Origin of the sequence: Streptomyces africanus, from assembly GCF_002150735.1 — a bacterium.
GTDB lineage: Bacteria > Actinomycetota > Actinomycetes > Streptomycetales > Streptomycetaceae > Streptomyces > Streptomyces africanus.
In genome coordinates this window covers 62,964-78,458 of sequence record NZ_MUKA01000093.1, presented here as the reverse complement: position 1 = coordinate 78,458, position 15,495 = coordinate 62,964, and the positions used below count along the sequence as shown (strand labels likewise).

The window sequence follows — 15,495 nt, the reverse complement described above, 5'->3', positions numbered from 1 at the left end:
GGGAGGGGGAGGGGCGCCTGGTTCAGGCGTCGAGGGGCTCGTAGTCGAACCAGTCGAAGTGGACGGTGCCTGCCGCGGCGTACATGCCGATGACCCGGCCGGTGAAGCCGCCGGCGACCTCGGTCGACAGGTAGCGGCCGTCGAGGGTCGCGAGTTCGGTGAACGTGCCGTCGGATTCTTCGATGCCGAGGGAAACGACGTCGGGTCCGGTGCACGGGCCGTGCGGTGGCGGCGGATCCGTGATCGTGACGGCGAGGACCACCGGCCCGGCGGGCACGGACTTCCCGGCCACGACCGTGCGCAACGAGCCGGCGCGCGCGCTCACTTGGACCTGCGTGCCCGACACCTCGATCTCGTAGTGGTGCCGCTCGTCGAGCCGTACGGCGAGGCCACCGCTGCCCTCCGCGGCGTCNNCCGGCCGGTGAACACCACGTCGGGCTCGTCCAGCGAGCCGCCCCGCGCGCGAAGCGTCAGCCATCCGGGGCGCTCCTTGGTGGTGCAGTGCTCGGCGGGGCGGTCCCGCAAGGAGAGCCAGTACGGCCGCAGTTCGGCGAGCTCGAAGTCGTCCCGGTGCTCCTCGACAGGGCCGGGGGATAGCGGCCACGGGAGCTCGGGCAGGTCCAGGGCGACCTCGCCGACGACCGGCCAGTCGTCCACCCAGGTCACGGGGGCCAGGAAGGTCTCCCGGCCGAGCACGTGCCAGCCCGGCGTGCCGCCGCCCGGCCGGACGCCGAGCAGCACCATCCACCAGGAACCGTCGGGGCCCTGGACGAGGTCGGCGTGCCCGGTGTTCTGGACGGGGTGATCGGTGCCGCGGTGGGTGAGGACCGGGTTGGCCGGGCACGGCTCGAACGGGCCGCCCGGCGTACGGCTGCGCGCGATCGAGACACCGTGGCCGCGCTCGGTGCCGCCCTCGGCGATGAGCAGGTACCAGTAGTCGCCGATCCGGTACAGGTGCGGCGCCTCCGGGGCCTTGGCGCCGGGACCGCCGGACCAGAGCCTGTGCGGTGTCCCGTACGTCTGCCCGGTGGACGGGTCGAGACGGACCTGCGAGACCCCGGCGACCGTGCACCAGCACATGCCGTCCTCGTCCCAGACCAGGTCGGGATCGATGCCGGGGACACCCGGCGCCCAGATGGGGTCCGACCACGGTCCGGCGGGGTCGGTGGCCGTGACGATCAGGTTGCCGCCGCCCTCGGTGCAGTTGGTGACGATCAGCCAGAAGCGGCCGTCGTGATGGCGCAGGGTGGGGGCGTAGATCCCGCCGGAGGACCACGCGTCCGACAGCCGCAGCTGCTCCGGCCGGTCCAGGACGTTGCCGATCTGCGTCCAGTGCACCAGGTCACGGCTGTGGAAGAGGGGCACCCCGGGGAAGTACTCGAAGCTGGAGCACGCCAGGTAGTAGTCGTCGCCGACACGGCAGACGCTGGGGTCGGGGTGGAAGCCGGGGATCACGGGGTTCGTGGGGTTGGCGACGCGTCCGTCCGGCTGGCTCACAGGGGGCACCCGAGAGGTCCTCTCGTCGATTCGTGATGGGGGGCGTGGGGTGGTTCAGGAAGCGCCGGCGTCCGAGGGGGTGATGCGGAGCAGGACGGCGGACGGCGCGGTGGGCAGGGTCAGGCTCAGCTCGGCCGTGCCGGGCATCCAGGCGGAAACGGCCCGGCTGACCGAGGGGTAGAGCAGGTCCACACGGGCGGCGGTGTCCCGCAGATGGGGCACGCGAAGCGTCGCCGTGGCGTCGGTTCCGGGGCGGCGCCATGCGGTGAGGTAGGTGGTGGCGGGGGTGCGCAGAGCGAGAGCGATCCACGGGTCGTCCCAGGCGGGAAGGCCCAGCGGCCAGGACGGCACGGCGTGCGGCAGGTCGGCGCGGATGGTCTTGTACGCGGCTACCGCCTCGTGGACCAAAGCACGGACTTCCGGGGCGAGTTCGGGAATGCGGCCGGAGAGATGCATCCGCCCGAGGAGCGCGCTCGCCATGGTGAAGGCCACCTCGTCCGGGGAGTCCTCCGGCTGCGGGTACGCCCAGACGGCGCCTTGTTCGGGGGTGACGGCGGTGGGCGCGGAGGCCGCGATGGGCGCGTAGAGGTGGAGGTTCTGCTGGTCGCTGGTGGACTGCAGCTGCATCCGGGACAGCAGGGCGTGGTCCCAGCGCATGCCGCCGGAGGAGCAGTTCTCCAGCACCAGGTGCGGGTAGCGGTCCAGGACGCCGTCGAGCCAGTCGAGGTGCGCCCGGTTGTGGCCGAGCAGACCGGCGCCCGGGGTCTCGCCGGGGTGGCCGCTGGTGCCGGAGCCGGGGTCGATGTTGTGGTCGAGCTTGAGGTAGCCGACGCCCCACTCGCCGACCAGGCGGTCCACGACCTGGTCCAGGTGGGCACGGGCGGCCGGGTGGCGCAGGTCCAGGTGGTGCCGGCCGGTCTCCGTGACGCGGACGCCGTCGCGGCGGAAGAACGCCTCGTCGGGCAGGGACGTGGCCATGGGGCTGCGGACGCCGATCACCTCCGGCTCCAGCCACAGACCGGGAACCATGCCGCGCTCCCGGATGCGGTCCAGCACCTCGTGGATCCCCTTCTCCCCGGGGAAACGTGAGGCGGCCGGTTCCCAGGCGCCGACGGTGGTCCACCAGCCGCCGTTGTCGCCGTCGTACCAGCCGGCGTCGATGACGAAGTACTCCGCGCCCGCGTCGGCCGCCGCGTCGATGTGCGGCAGCAGCTTCTCGGTCGTGGGGTCGCCCATCAGGCAGTTCATGTAGTCGTTGAAGATGACGGGCAGGCGCTGGTGGTCGGCGTGCGGGCGGCGCTGGGCGCGGCGGTAGCGGGTCAGCGCGGCGAACGCGGCGTCGGGGCCGCCGTCCGCGCTGAAGGACAGTGCGGCGGGTACGGTGCGGAAGGCGGCGCCGGGCTCGAGGGGGTGCCGCCAGCCGTGGTGGGTGTCGGTGGGTCCGAACAGCGCCGCGTAGGTTGCCTTGTCCTGCTCGCCGCACTCCCAGCGCCAGCCCCCGCCGTTGTGCTCGACCTGCCACACCCAGGTGCGGCCGGTACGCCGGTCCGTCAGGCCGCCCATCGGCAGGTGTCCGCAACTGGACCAGGTGCCCTGTCCGTTGAGGGCGAAGCCGGATTTGCCGTGCCCGTAGCTCACGCGTCCGCTGAGGGACGGTGTGGTCCGGCGCATCGGCTGTCGCTGCCAGCGGCATTCGGCGAGCCAGTCGTTCTCCGCCCACAGCAGATCGGCGGCGTCGATGCCCGCCGGGTCCGGCGGGGTGAGGCAGCCCACCGTGAGCGAGCTGACCGACTCGAGGCGGAGCGTGGCCCGCCCTTCGTTGCGCAGGGTCACCTCGCCGCGCAGTACGGGGATGCCGTCCGGCGACCGGTAGGTCACCTCCGCGGCCAGCCCGGAGTCCGGGTCGTGGAGCTGCACGGTCAGCGTGTGCCAGCCGCCGTCGCGGGTCGCGCGGTGGCTCCTGTGGCGCAGTCGTCCGCCGAGATCCGTATGGATCAGGCGGCCGCCCGACCAGCCGCGCCCGTGACCTGTGGCCGTCACCTCCACCAGGGGCAGGGACGCACCGGTGATGGTCTGCGCCTCGCCCGGCAGCCCGAGCTGCGTGAGGCGCGGGCTGCCGTCGTCATCGAGGACGATTTCCAGGTGAAGGGCCTCATGCCCCCAGTGGAAGGTCCCTTGTTCCTTGGACATGTCAGCCCTTTCGGCGGCTGTCGAAGCGCTTCACTGCCACGCGCAAGGTAGCGGACAATTTTCATGTGAAACAAGAGGTTCTACCGCGACGCACAAGCTACTGCTGGGTTCATTGACGTACACCGGGGCGAACGTCATCGTCGAAGCGCTTCGATTGCACTTCTGTTCGAGGTGGCGGAGATATCACGCAGTATCTACGGCTCCGGCGCCGACCCGTGCGGCTGAGGCTCGCCGAGGGGCTGCGTGCACCAGATCGTCTTGCCGTCGGTGGTGTGCCGGGTGCCCCACCCCTGGGTGAGCTGGGCGACGAGCAGCAGGCCCCGGCCGCCCTCGTCGAAGGCGCGCGCCCGGCGCAGGTGCGGGGCGGTGTTGCTGGCGTCGGAGACCTCGCAGATCAGGGAGGAGTCGCGAATCAGCCGCAGCATGATCGGGGGCTCGCCGTACCTGATGGCGTTGGTGACCAGTTCGCTGACCACCAGTTCGGTGACGAACGACGCCTCCTCCAGGCCCCAGGCCTCCAGCTGCTCCAGGGCGAACTTCCTGGCGCGAGGCACCTGTGCGGGGTCGGGTACGACGTCCCAGTCGGCGACATGCTGGGGATCCAGCGCGTGCGTGCGAGCGACCAGCAGGGCGGCGTCGTCGGTGCGGCGTTCGGGAAGCAGGGCGTCCATCACCGTGTCGCAGAGGCCCTCCAGCGAGGTCACCGCATGGTTCAGGACCCGCAGCAGCTCGGTGACCCCCTGGTCGACGTCGCGCTCACGGCTCTCCACCAGCCCGTCCGTGTAGAGGGCGAGCAGGCTGCCCTCGGGCAGCTCGAGTTCGGTGGCCTCGAACGGCAGCCCACCGATGCCGAGCGGTGGTCCCGGCTGCGCGGGCGCCGGGGTCCTGGTGCCGTCCGGGGAGATGATCAGCGGCAGCGGATGCCCTGCGCTCGCCATCGTGAAGCGTCGGGAGACCGGGTCGTAGACGGTGTACAGGCAGGTGGCCCCGAACTCGCCGGTCGGCTGGAAGCGGCCGGCGGGCTGGAGGTCGCTGGCGAGGTGGATGACCAGGTCGTCCAGGTGGGTCAGCAACTCGTCCGGCGGCAGATCCACGTCGGCGAGCGTGCGGACCGCCGTGCGCAACCGGCCCATGCTGGCCGAGGCGTGCAGCCCGTGACCGACCACATCGCCCACGACCAGGGCGACCCGCGCGCCGGAGAGCGGAATGACGTCGAACCAGTCACCACCCACCTCCGCGCCGGTCCCGGCGGGCAGGTAGCGGGAGGCCACCTCGAGCGCCTCCTGGCTGGGCAGCTGCTGCAGCAGCAGACTGCGCTGGAGCGTCAGTGCGGTCGTGCGCTCGCGCGAGTAGCGGCGGGCGTTGTCGATGGCGACGGCTGCCTTGGCGGTCAGCTCTTCGGCGAGGATCAGGTCGTCGGCCGTGAAGGCCTCGGGCCGGTCGCTGCGGGAGAACGCGACCACGCCGAGCAGCGCGCCGCGGGCCCGGAGCGGCACGGTGATCCGGCCGGTCAGCCCCTCCGCGGCGATCGACTCGTCGATCAACGGGTTGCCCGGCGGCCAGTGGGCCGGGTCGGCGGCGAGCCCGGGCCCGAAGGCCCATTCGCCGCCCTCGCCCGGTTCGGCGGCGAGCTGAACCGTGGACCTGCCGGTGGCCATGCAGCGGACGGCGACGGAACCGGGAGCGTGACTGACCGGCACCGGGGGCCCGGGAACTCGGCCGGGGTCACCCTTCGCGTTGTGCTGGGCGGCGCGGCTGAGCGCGACGGCTTCGCCGGAGGCGGAGACGGGGGAAAGAGGCGGTTCCTCCCCGCGCAGCACCTCGTCGAAGAGATCCACGGTGACGACGTCGACGAATCTCGGCACGGAGGTCCTTGCCAGTTCCTGGGCGGTGCCGATCACGTCGAGTGTCAGGCCGATGCCGCGGCTGGCCTCGTTGAGCATGAGCAGGCGCTGCCTGGCCCAGTACTCCGCACTCATGTCGAATCCCCAGTTGGCGACCGCGCGGACCCTGCCCTCGGCGTCCCGGACAGGCCAGATGCTGGTGGCCCAGGCGTTGGCGTAGTTACTGCCGAGCGGCTGGAAGACGGTGATGAGACGTGCGGGCTTGCCCGTCCTCGCCACCTCGGCGAGCTGGTCGGTGTAGGGCTTGTCGTCCCTCTCGGGGAACAGTTCGCGGTCGAATTCGGGAAACAGCTCGCGGTACTTCTTACCGAGCACTTGCTCCTCGGAGTGCGCGATCACCCGGCCCGAGGAGGCGTTGATCCACAGAAACCGCAGCTCAGGGTCGTAGACGCCCAGAGCGAAGGGGCTCTGCTCGAAGGCCAGGTCGGCGATCACCGGGCGGCGTTCCCAGCGCTGGACGGTCACCGTGTGGCCCAGCGCCCGGCCGTCGGCGCCGAACAGCGGGTGAGCCGACACCAGAGCGTCCACCGTGGAGCCGTCCCGGTGGCGCAGGGGGATGAGCGCCGTGTGGTCGGGTCCGCTGCCGGAGCTCTCGGGGAAACCGGGTGGCGGGGGAGCGGCCAGCAGGTCGGTCACGGGCCGCCCGACGGCCTCCTTCGCCGTCCAGCCCAGCAGCAGCCGCCCGCTCTCGCTCCAGCCGCTCACCGAGCCGTCCGGGCCCACCACAAGCGCGGCAGCGCGGGCGTTCTGCTTGCCGGCCATGTCCACGCGCCTCGCCTCCGTCCGGACACCTGGGCCCGTCAGGACTGGTTTCCAGCCGCAGCTTCCAGACTAGGTCGGCTTCTGTTCCACGGCGCCCCGGCCGGGGGCGTGCCTGACCGCCGGGGGCGTGGCTGAGGGGGGCCGGCGCCTCCGGCTCCCTGTGCTACAGCGCGGTGAAGGTCCACAGCAGGTTGGTGCTGGTGCCGTAGGTCCACTGCTTGGTGAGGGAGCCCGACGCGACGTTGCCACCGCCGTCGAGGACCAGGCCGGTGGTGCGGTTGGCGATGGAATAGCGGTCGCCGCCCCGGTGGGTGATGGTCCACTGCTGGTTGGTGCCGCCGTTCCAGGGGGCCTGCCGGGCGGCGGAGCCGTCGGCGGTGGCGCCCCAGCCGTCGGCGACCATGCCGTTCGTGCGGTTGACCAGCCTGTAGTAACCGCCTCCGACAGCCTCCGCATGCCACTGCAGGTTCGGACTGCCGTCCCAGGCCCACTGCTTGAGGTCGGAGCCGGAGCCGACGTCGCCGCCGCTGTCCAGGGCGAGGCCGTTCGTGGCATTGGTGATCCGGAAGTACGTCTCCGGGTTGAACTGGACCCTCAGTGAGGTGATCCGGTCGTTGTTGCCGGTGACCCTGAGGTCGGGGTTGTCGGCGGTGAAGGTCCAGGAGGTACCGGTGAAGTTGTCTCCGGAGTAGCCGATCACCTGGTACCCGGGGGCCGGCCGGAGGGAGGAGAGGGTGCGCGGGCCCGGTCCGGCCGCGGTCAGATCGGCCGCGGTGTAGTCGCCGACGGTGAGGACGGCGGAGCCGCCGGTGTAGTCGACGTCCGTGAAGGCGACGGCGCCGGCGAGGGGCCGCAGGCCGGGGATCGTGCCGGAGAAGTCGAGCCTCAGGACGTAGGCGTTGGCGCTGTAGGGTGCCGACGACGGCAGGGTGACCCTGAGGCCCGAGGCGCTCTGGGCCGGCGCGGGCAGGTCGATGTACGTGCCGGCGGTGGTGCCGAGGAGCTTCACCGACCTCAGCGAGGAGAGATTGATCCGGTCCGAGCCGAGAGTCTTGATCGTCAGCGAGCTGCCCGGCCAGCCCAGGACGGTGGCGTACAGGACGTTGTTCGCCTTGTTGCGGGTGAAGCGGATGTCCTGCGCGGTACCGGCGTGCGGGGTGGTGAACGAGCCGCCGCCCATCTTCGTCGGGCCCTCGCCGTACGCCGTCCAGGCCCGGGTCGCGTACACCGACTCGCCGAAGCGCTTCAGGTGGTCGCCGATACCGAGCAGGATGTCCTTCTGTGCCTGGGGGATGGTGCCGTCGGCCATCGGCGCGATGTTCAGCAGCACGTTGCCGTTCTTGCTGACCCGGTCGATGAACGAGTGCAGCATCTGCTGGGTGGTGTAGTAGCCGATGCCCTGGGTGTAGCACCAGCTGCTGCTGGAGATGCTGTCGTCGGTCAGCCAGTAGGGGGTGGTGAGATCGGCCGGGCCGCCGCGTTCGTAGTCGAAGACCTCGCCCTTGCCGTTCATGCCGTCCTTGTAGGTGGCGACGACTTCACGGCCCCAGCTGCTCGCCTGGTTGTAGTAGTACGCCAGGAAGTTCAGGCGCTGTTTCTCGTCGACGGCGACCAGGTTGAAGTCCTGCCACAGGATGTCGGGCCGGGCGCGGTCGACGACCTCCTTGAGCTTGTCGAACCAGAGCTGGTTCTGGGCGGCCGGCCCCAACTGCCCGTAGAGCTTCTTGAGGCTGGGGTCCGTCTGGGCGGGGGCGTACTCGTAGAAGCCGGTGAAGTTGTACGCGTGGTGCATGGCCACCAGCAGCTTCAGGCCCTTGGCGCGGATGGCCGTGGAGAACAGCCGCAGCAGGTCGAGACCAGGGCCCTTCTTCACCGAGTTCCACTCGTTGACCTGGCTGTCCCACATGGAGAAGCCGTCGTGGTGCTCGGCGACCGGGCCGGCGAACCTGGCGCCGGCGTCGACGAACAGCTGCACCCACTCGTCGGGGTCGAACTTCCCGCCGGCCGACTTCAGCTTCGGCGCGAACTTCACGGCGTTGCCCGCCAGGTCCCGCGCCCCGTTGATGAAGTTGTGGTACGGCCACGCCGTGGGCCGGCCGTAGGTCGCGATGTGGTGCTGGTTGGCGTCGTTCCCGCTCTCGTACATGTTGCGCGGATACCACTCGTTGCCGAAGGCGGGGACGCTGAAGACGCCCCAGTGGAAGTAGATCCCGAACTTCGCGTCCTGGAACCACTCCGGGGCCGGAGGGTGCTGGTCGACCGAGTCCCAGTCGGGCCTGTACCTGCTGGGCGCCGCCTCGGCGACTGGCGCACCGAGCACATCTCCGGCAACGGCCGCCGCGGCCACGCAGGTTGCACCGGCCACGAACTGGCGTCTGTTGATCGAGCTCGACATGGACACATCCCTGATGCGGAAGGGGCAGGGGGGAATGCAGGACCACGCATGAAGGTCGGTCATGTCGCCCTGGGATGTCAACCAGCGTGCAGGGATGAAAGTGGCCGTTCCTTCAGGTGAGTTGACTGGTTTGCCCTGAACTGGCCTGCATTTCGATCACCAGACATGGCATGTATTGCAGTGCTTCATGTCCGGGTGATCGCCGTCCCGCACCCGCGTCCCAGTATCATCAGCGTCACGCTGATCAGGTCGGACGTGCTCACGGGCACGGTGGGGGGAGGGACGAGCGGTGTCTCTGACGGACAAGGCCATCGAGCAGATCCGTGAGCTGATCCGGACCGGTGCCCTGCCGCCGGGGTCCAAGCTCCCTCCGGAGCCGGACCTGGCCGCCCAGCTGGGCCTGTCCCGCAACCTCGCCCGCGAAGCGGTCAAGGCGCTGGCCGTCGCGCGGGTCCTGGAGGTCCGGCGGGGCGACGGCACGTATGTGACCAGCCTGCAGCCGAGCCTGCTGCTGGAGGGTCTGGGCGGCGCGGTGGAACTGCTGCAGGGCGACTCGGTCGCCCTGCAGGACCTCATGGAGGTACGGCGGCTCCTGGAACCCGTCGCCACGGCCCTTGCCGCGACCCGGATCTCCGATGCCCAACTGGCCGAGGTGAAGGGGCACCTGGAGGCCATGCGCGAGGCCCGCGACGACGTCGAACAGCTCAACGCCCACGACGCCGCCTTCCACCGCGCGGTCGTCTCGGCCACGGGCAACGAGAGCCTCCTCACCCTCCTGGAAGGGATCTCCGGCCGCACCCTGCGCGCCCGCATCTGGCGCGGTCTGGTCGACGACAAGGCGGCGGGCCGCACTCTCGCCGAGCACGAGGCGATCTTCAGGGCGCTGTCCACCCGTGACGCCGCCCTCAGCCAGGCCGCCGCGCTGCTCCACGTCAGCAACACCGAGCAGTGGCTGAGGGAACACCTGCGCTCCAGCGAACCGCTCCCCGTCGGAACGACCGAGCGGAACTGACGGGCGGGGCGGCGGTCGCCTCAGCGCACCAGGCGTACGTCGCGCAGCCGGATCCACCTGGGTGACGTCCGAACATTCCGAGTGTCATGAGGGGGCAGGTCCGCCCGTCGGCAGGGAGAGCGTGATCCGGGTGCGTTGCCCGGCGTTGAGGGAGATGGTCCGGGCATGCGGGCCCAGCAGGGAGGGACCGACCCGTGCGGAGGTGGTGACGGCCGCGATGCCGCGGCGGCTGATCAGCGTGACGTCCTGGGTCCGGTCCGAGGTGACGGTCGCCGTCGTGGTGCCGTCGGACAGATCCCAGTCCAAGCTGTGCACCCGGATTCCGCCCCGGCCCCGGATGCCGGTGAGCGTGCCCTTGTCCCACTGCTCGGGCAGTGCGGGAAGGAGTTCCAGAACGCCCGGCCTCGTGTAGAGCAACGCCTCGGCCAGGACGGCGGGCAGGGCGTTCGCCGCGTCGGCGTTGTAGATGTGGCGGCCCGGGTTGTGGGAGGTCATCAGCGACCGGAAGAGCATGTCATTGCCGATGATCTTCCGGAGGTTGTCGTACACCCGGGCGCCGTCCTTGAGCCGGGCGGCCGCCAGGGCGCGATGGAGGCTGCCGTGTGCGGAGAGGTTCTGGTCGCCGCGCAATTCGAGCGCCCTGAGCGCCGGGGGCACCAGGTCGGGCCGTTCCTCCGGGTTGATCTCGTGCAGCGGCCAGACGGCGTACAGGTGCTGGACGTGGCGGTGGTCGTAGTGGTCGGTCAGCCCGGGCCAGGACCATTCGGCGAGCGCGCCGTCCTCGTTGACCCGGTATTCGGGAATCCTGCCGAGCAGTGCCGTCCAGCGTTCGACGCCCCCGCCGCTGCCTTGTTCGACGCCGAGGGCGCCCGCGGCGTGGATGGCGGCCTTGAGGGCGTGTCTGCCGGCCGTGATGTCGCCGGTGGCGTTGACGGACAGGTACTCGCCCGTGTTGCCCGGGGCGTTCTCCATGGAGAAGGACGGCACGAAGACCGCCTTGCCGTCCGTGTCGGTGCGGGTGAGGAAGTCCTCGTAGAACAGGGCCAGTTCCAGCAGCGCGGGACCGAGCCTGTCTCGCAGGAACGCCTGGTCGCCGGTGACCTCGTAGTACTCCAGGAGCGGCTGGAGCAACCAGTCGGCGCCGCCGGTCCAGCAGTGCCCGGGGAAGTCGCCGCCGTCGAAGTGCAGCATGTGGCCGTACTCGCCGTCGGTACGGGAGGGGGCGAGGAAGCCGCGGGCGCCGTAGAGGTTCCTGGCGTTGGTGCGCCAGTGGTCCAATTGGCCGAGGATCAGGTCGAAGTAGCCCTCCATGGCCTCGGTGAGGTCGAGGATGGTGCCGCCCGCGACCTGGAGGTTGACGTTGGCGTCGGTGGTGAAGTCACCGGCCCAGGCGGCGGTCCACGCCCCCGTCCAGATACCGGTCAGGCGGGGCGGCAGGATGCCGCTGGAGCTGAGGAAGAGGTAGCGGCCGCTGTCGTAGAGCCGCTCCAGCAGCGCGGGGTCGATGACGTCGGGGTCGGCGTTCTGGCGGGTGATCAGCTCGGTGGTCGACAGCCGGCGGTCGGCCTCGGGGACGTTCAGGTCGAGCCGGGAGCGGTCGTAGAGGCCTGAGTGGATCTTGGTGTGCCGGGCGAGCAGCACCTCGTAGTCGGCTTCCAGGGCGGCCAGCCCCGCGTGCAGGGGCCTCGCGTCCCAGGCGGTGGGCGTCTCGTACCTGTCCAGTCGGGTCAGGAGGGTGAGCCTGGCCGCCCCCGTGACGACGACGGTCGAGCCGCTGACGGCGACCGTGCCACCGGTCGGCACGACCCGGGTGACGCCCTCGTAGCCGTGGGCGCCCAGTCCCTCGGGGTAGGTGCCGCGCAGGTTCAGCCAGCCGGAGCCCTCACCGATGTCGGCCAGGGTGGTGAACCGCATGCGGGTGTGCAGGGTGTCGCCCCCGCCGTGGTCGGTCGCGGTGTCGTCGAGCGCGGTGTGCACGCTCAGGGTGACGTCGACGGTACGGCCCGGGGCCGGCACCAGTTCGTGGACGACGACCCGGTCGGCGCGGGAGACGAAGACCCGGCGGGACCAGGTGCCGTGCCCGTCCGACCAGGCGGAGGTGACCTCGCCCGTGCGGAAGTCGGTGACCCGGACGTACGCGTCGGCGGCGGGGTCCTCCGCGGTGGCGATCCGCAGCTCGTAGGCGGGGTGGTAGGTCTGGGTCCAGCGCAGCTCCCACCCGGCGGCGAAGTCCCGTGTGGCTCCGGCGTAGTCCCCGGCCAGCGCCTTGTCCCGCACCGCTTCCAGCCGGCCGGCGAGCACCGGCGGGGTGACGTCGCGGGTGCCGTTCGGCAGGACGAGGCGGTGGTGGTCGAAGACGGTCTTCTCCAGCGCCGGGGTCCCGTACACCACGGCCCCGTATTCGCCGTTGCCGGTGAGGAAGCCGTCGGTCCAGGCATCGGCGGGAGCGGTGTCATGGATCCCGCGGTCGGGGAGCGCGACCAGGGCCGGCGCGGGCGAGGTCGTGTCGCCCGCGGAGGGACGTGCGGAGTGCATGGCTTTCCTGTCTTTCGTGGGGAGGGGCGTCAGGGTTCGGCGAAGACGCAAGGATGCCAGAGACATGGGATGCATTAGGGGGGGCGATCTTGGGGGAGCTGTCCACTGGGGGACAGGAACCCCTTAGGAAACAGGAGCTGACGGTCGGGTGCGAGCGCGAGATCTCTGGTCATGGGATGTATTACCTCGGGTAGCCATTGGATACGAACGCGTGGTACGTGCTGATCAACCGCAACAGCGGCAAGGCCGTCGAGGTCCAGAACGCCTCGACCGCAGACGGTGCCAAGCGCCGGTCCGAAGCCGGACGCCCGGCACCCCGACGTGGCGGCGATCAAGGACTTCTCCGTCGTGCGGTACAACAACCAGTGGCTGGTCTTCGCGACCACCGCCAGCCCCACCTCCTACTGGGGTCTGGCGCAGTTCAGCTTCTCCGACTGGTCCCAGGCAGCCTCCGCACCGCCCACATCCAGCGAAAATGGATAGGGTGATCCGATTGCTAGACTGGCTGGTATGAGTCCTGGCGCCCAGCAATCCGACGGTCCCGCCGCCCCGCCGCTGCGCAAGGACGCCGAGCGCAACCGGGAGCGGATCATCGCCGCCGCACGCTCGGTGTTCGCTCGGGACGGCCTGAGCGCCTCGATGGCGTCGGTGGCCCGTGAGGCGGGCGTGGGGATCGCCACCATGTTCCGCCGCTTCCCCACGAAGGAGGAGCTGGTCGACGCCGTCTTCTCCGACCGCATGGACGCCTACGCCGACGCGGTCACGCTCGCCCTGGAGGACCCCGACCCCTGGCACGGTTTCGTCGGTTACATCGAGACGGCCTGCGCGATGCAGGCCGCCGACAACGGCTTCGCCGACGTCCTGACCATGACCTTCCCCACCGCCAAGGTCCTGGAGCAGCGCCGCAACGAGGCGTACCAGGCCATGCTGCGCCTCATCGACCGTGCCAAGGCCACCGGCCGGCTGCGCGAGGACTTCGACCCCTCGGACCTGGTGCTGATCCACATGGCCAACGCCGGGGTCGTCAACGCCACCGGCGACGCTGCCCCGGACGCCTGGCGGCGCGTCGTCGCCCTGATGATCCAGTCCCTCGAGGCCCCGGCGCGCGGCCCCCTGCCCGCCTCACCCGGGCGCGAACCCCTGTACAAGGCCATGCTCCGCGTCGGCCAGGGCGCCACCACACCGCCGCCCGGCAAGAGCAGCTGACCTCGCCTCGTCCTCCGGCTCGGGGGGTACGGCTCGGCGCGCTCTCAGCCGCGCGGGAAGCCGTCGTCGGCGAGCTTGAAGACGAGTTCGCTCCGGTCGCGCTTGGTGGTGTGCAGCTCCCAGTACAGGGGAGCGATCTGCTCGGGCCGGGCCGCCTCCACGCCGGGGATGACGGAGACACCGATCGAGGAGTCGATGCCGACGTGGGCGGCCTGGACGCCGGTGCCGGCGTCGGCCAGCTCCTTGTGCAGGTTCATCACCCAGTTGCGCAGCGCCGCGGCGGCGGCGTTGACGTTGGCGACCCTCGGGTCGGGCCAGATCGAGCCGGCGCCGGTGGTGTACAGCAGGGTGCCCGTGCCGGCCTCGCGCATCCCGGGCAGCACCGCCTGGGTGGCGGCGATGGCCCCGTAGAGCTGGAAGTTCATCTCGAACTCCACATCGGACGGTGCGGTGGTGGCCTGAGCGGTCAGCGTGGTGACGCCGAACGTCCCCACCGGGGAGTACTCCAGGACGTCGATGCCGTCGAACCGGCCGGCGGCGTCTTTGAGGGCCTGGGTGAGCGCGTCGCGGTCGAGGACGTCCGCGGGGAACGCGGCGGCGGTGACGCCGTCGGCCGAGAGCTTGCCGACGAGGTCGTCGAGCTTGTCGCGGTTGCGGGAGATCAGGGCGACGTCGAAGCCCTGGGAGCCGAAGGTGCGGGCGATGGCCAGGCCCATCTGGGGGCCGGCTCCGACGATGGCGATGCTGGTCACGGCAGAGTCCTTTCGGGAAGACTGGCAGTCGAACTGATATCTGGATAGAGCTATCCGATTCAACGATACGGATAGGCCTGTCCGGTTCACGGTCACCACAGTACCACGGAACTGGATAGGGTAATCCGTTTGCTTCCCGGATGGAGTGAGCCCTGGTGTCCGCCAAGGCCCGGCCGGCGTCGGGTAGCGCGCCGGCGCCGCTCAGGAACGGGGCGCGGTCTGCTCCCCCGAGCCCCGGACGATCAGCCGGGTGGGAACGGTGATGGTGCGAGCCCGGGAGCGGTCGCCGTCGAGGCGGGCCAGGGCGGTGGCCGCGGCGCTGCGGCCGAGTTCTTCGGGGTCCTGCGCGACCACGGTCAGGGCCGGTTCGAGTGCCTCGGCGAGAGAGACGTCGTCGAAGGCGACGACCGCCACGTCCTTGCGCTTGTCGCGGGCGAGTTGGGCGACGATGCCGAGCGCCATGATGTTGTTCCCGGCGAACAGGGCGGTGGGAGGATCGGCCAGTTCGAGGAGCCGGGCGGTCGCGGACTCGGCGCCCGGCTGGTCGTGGGCGTTGACGACGAGCGAGCGGTCGTAGGGGAGGCCGGCTTCCTGCAGGGCCGCACGGTATCCGGCGAGGCGCTCGCGGCGGGTGTACAGCCTGACGGGCAGGTCGCCGACGAATCCGATCCGGCGGTGCCCGTGGGCGATGAGGTGGGCGACGCCCTCCTGGGCCCCGGCACGGTTGGAGCTGACGATGCTGTCCGTGGGCAGGCCGGCTCCCGGGCGGTCGAGGAAGACGACGGGCAGCCCCGCCGAGCGGTGGGCCTTGAGGTGGGAGTGGTCGGCGCCGACGGACGGCACCACGATGAGCATGCTCACGCGACGGGCGAGGAACTTGTCCGTCAGGGCGCGTTCGCGGTCGGGGTCGTCCGCGGACGAGCCCATGAGCAGGGTCAGTCCGCGTTCGCGGACCGTGTCCTCGATGGCGCGGGCCACGGCCCCGAAGAAGGGGTTGCCCAGGTCGGGGATGACCAGTCCGATGGTGGTGTCCGGACCGCCGACGCGCATGTTGCGTGCCATCAGGTTCGGCTGGAAGCCCAGCTTGGCCACCGCGGTGAGTACCTGTTCCCGCGTCTGCGCCGAGACGGGACCGTCCTCGTTGAGGACGCGCGAGACTGTCTTGGCGCTGACGCCGACTTCTCGTGCGACATCGGCAAGGGTGGGGCGGCGGCTCGCTGCCATGGAGGAAACCGTCTCCTG

The 15,495-nt window shown here is 70.8% G+C and carries 9 protein-coding genes and 1 pseudogene; 3 read left to right on the top strand and 7 right to left on the bottom strand.

Going from position 1 to position 15,495, the window contains the following annotated elements; all coding sequences use genetic code 11:
• Positions 1-22: 22 nt before the first annotated feature.
• The 4 genes and pseudogenes from CCL05_RS14455 to CCL05_RS14440 all read right to left on the bottom strand — a co-directional run bounded on the left by CCL05_RS14455 (position 23) and on the right by CCL05_RS14440 (position 8,748).
• Positions 23-1,506 (bottom strand): annotated as a pseudogene (locus tag CCL05_RS14455) (glycoside hydrolase family 43 protein).
• 45 nt (positions 1,507-1,551) lie between these two features.
• Positions 1,552-3,687, bottom strand: a complete 2,136-nt coding sequence (locus CCL05_RS14450) for an alpha-galactosidase (protein WP_086560906.1) — start codon at positions 3,685-3,687, stop codon at positions 1,552-1,554.
• A gap of 194 nt (positions 3,688-3,881) precedes the next feature.
• Complete coding sequence (locus CCL05_RS14445) at positions 3,882-6,353, bottom strand: SpoIIE family protein phosphatase (protein WP_086560908.1); 2,472 nt, start codon at positions 6,351-6,353, stop codon at positions 3,882-3,884.
• 163 nt (positions 6,354-6,516) lie between these two features.
• Positions 6,517-8,748, bottom strand: a complete 2,232-nt coding sequence (locus CCL05_RS14440) for an alpha-L-fucosidase (protein ID WP_086560905.1) — start codon at positions 8,746-8,748, stop codon at positions 6,517-6,519.
• 289 nt (positions 8,749-9,037) lie between these two features.
• On the opposite strand from CCL05_RS14440, the gene CCL05_RS14435 reads away from it, so the two are divergent.
• The gene (locus CCL05_RS14435) at positions 9,038-9,760 is read left to right on the top strand and encodes a FadR/GntR family transcriptional regulator (RefSeq protein WP_086560904.1); all 723 of its coding nucleotides are present in this window, start codon (positions 9,038-9,040) and stop codon (positions 9,758-9,760) included.
• 84 nt (positions 9,761-9,844) lie between these two features.
• On the opposite strand, the gene CCL05_RS14430 is transcribed toward CCL05_RS14435, so the two are convergent.
• On the bottom strand, positions 9,845-12,295 hold the full coding sequence (locus CCL05_RS14430) for a glycosyl hydrolase family 95 catalytic domain-containing protein (protein ID WP_086560903.1): 2,451 nt from the start codon (positions 12,293-12,295) through the stop codon (positions 9,845-9,847).
• A gap of 279 nt (positions 12,296-12,574) precedes the next feature.
• Here CCL05_RS14430 and CCL05_RS14425 point away from each other — a divergent pair, with 279 nt between their 5' ends.
• Together CCL05_RS14425 and CCL05_RS14420 are read left to right on the top strand one after the other, a co-directional pair.
• Positions 12,575-12,778: a non-reducing end alpha-L-arabinofuranosidase family hydrolase gene (locus CCL05_RS14425; RefSeq protein ID WP_086560902.1), complete on the top strand. Its 204-nt coding sequence runs from the start codon at positions 12,575-12,577 to the stop codon at positions 12,776-12,778.
• A gap of 27 nt (positions 12,779-12,805) precedes the next feature.
• Positions 12,806-13,501 (top strand): TetR/AcrR family transcriptional regulator, encoded by a 696-nt coding sequence (locus CCL05_RS14420; protein WP_086560901.1) that lies wholly within the window; start codon positions 12,806-12,808, stop codon positions 13,499-13,501.
• A 44-nt stretch (positions 13,502-13,545) separates the two neighbouring features.
• On the opposite strand, the gene CCL05_RS14415 is transcribed toward CCL05_RS14420, so the two are convergent.
• Together CCL05_RS14415 and CCL05_RS14410 are read right to left on the bottom strand one after the other, a co-directional pair.
• Entirely contained in the window at positions 13,546-14,253 is a 708-nt protein-coding gene (locus CCL05_RS14415; protein WP_086560900.1) for an SDR family NAD(P)-dependent oxidoreductase, read from the bottom strand.
• A gap of 201 nt (positions 14,254-14,454) precedes the next feature.
• Positions 14,455-15,477 (bottom strand): LacI family DNA-binding transcriptional regulator, encoded by a 1,023-nt coding sequence (locus CCL05_RS14410; protein WP_086560899.1) that lies wholly within the window; start codon positions 15,475-15,477, stop codon positions 14,455-14,457.
• Between the last annotated feature and the right edge of the window lie 18 nt (positions 15,478-15,495).

Bases quoted from the DNA above. Each gene is read 5' to 3' on its own strand.
- CCL05_RS14430 (WP_086560903.1), bottom strand. From the start codon at position 12,295: ATGCACTCCGCACGTCCCTCCGCGGGCGACACGACCTCGCCCGCGCCG.
- CCL05_RS14420 (WP_086560901.1), top strand. From the start codon at position 12,806: ATGAGTCCTGGCGCCCAGCAATCCGACGGTCCCGCCGCCCCGCCGCTG.
- CCL05_RS14410 (WP_086560899.1), bottom strand. From the start codon at position 15,477: ATGGCAGCGAGCCGCCGCCCCACCCTTGCCGATGTCGCACGAGAAGTC.
- CCL05_RS14445 (WP_086560908.1), bottom strand. From the start codon at position 6,353: ATGGCCGGCAAGCAGAACGCCCGCGCTGCCGCGCTTGTGGTGGGCCCG.
- CCL05_RS14440 (WP_086560905.1), bottom strand. From the start codon at position 8,748: ATGTCGAGCTCGATCAACAGACGCCAGTTCGTGGCCGGTGCAACCTGC.
- CCL05_RS14450 (WP_086560906.1), bottom strand. From the start codon at position 3,687: ATGTCCAAGGAACAAGGGACCTTCCACTGGGGGCATGAGGCCCTTCAC.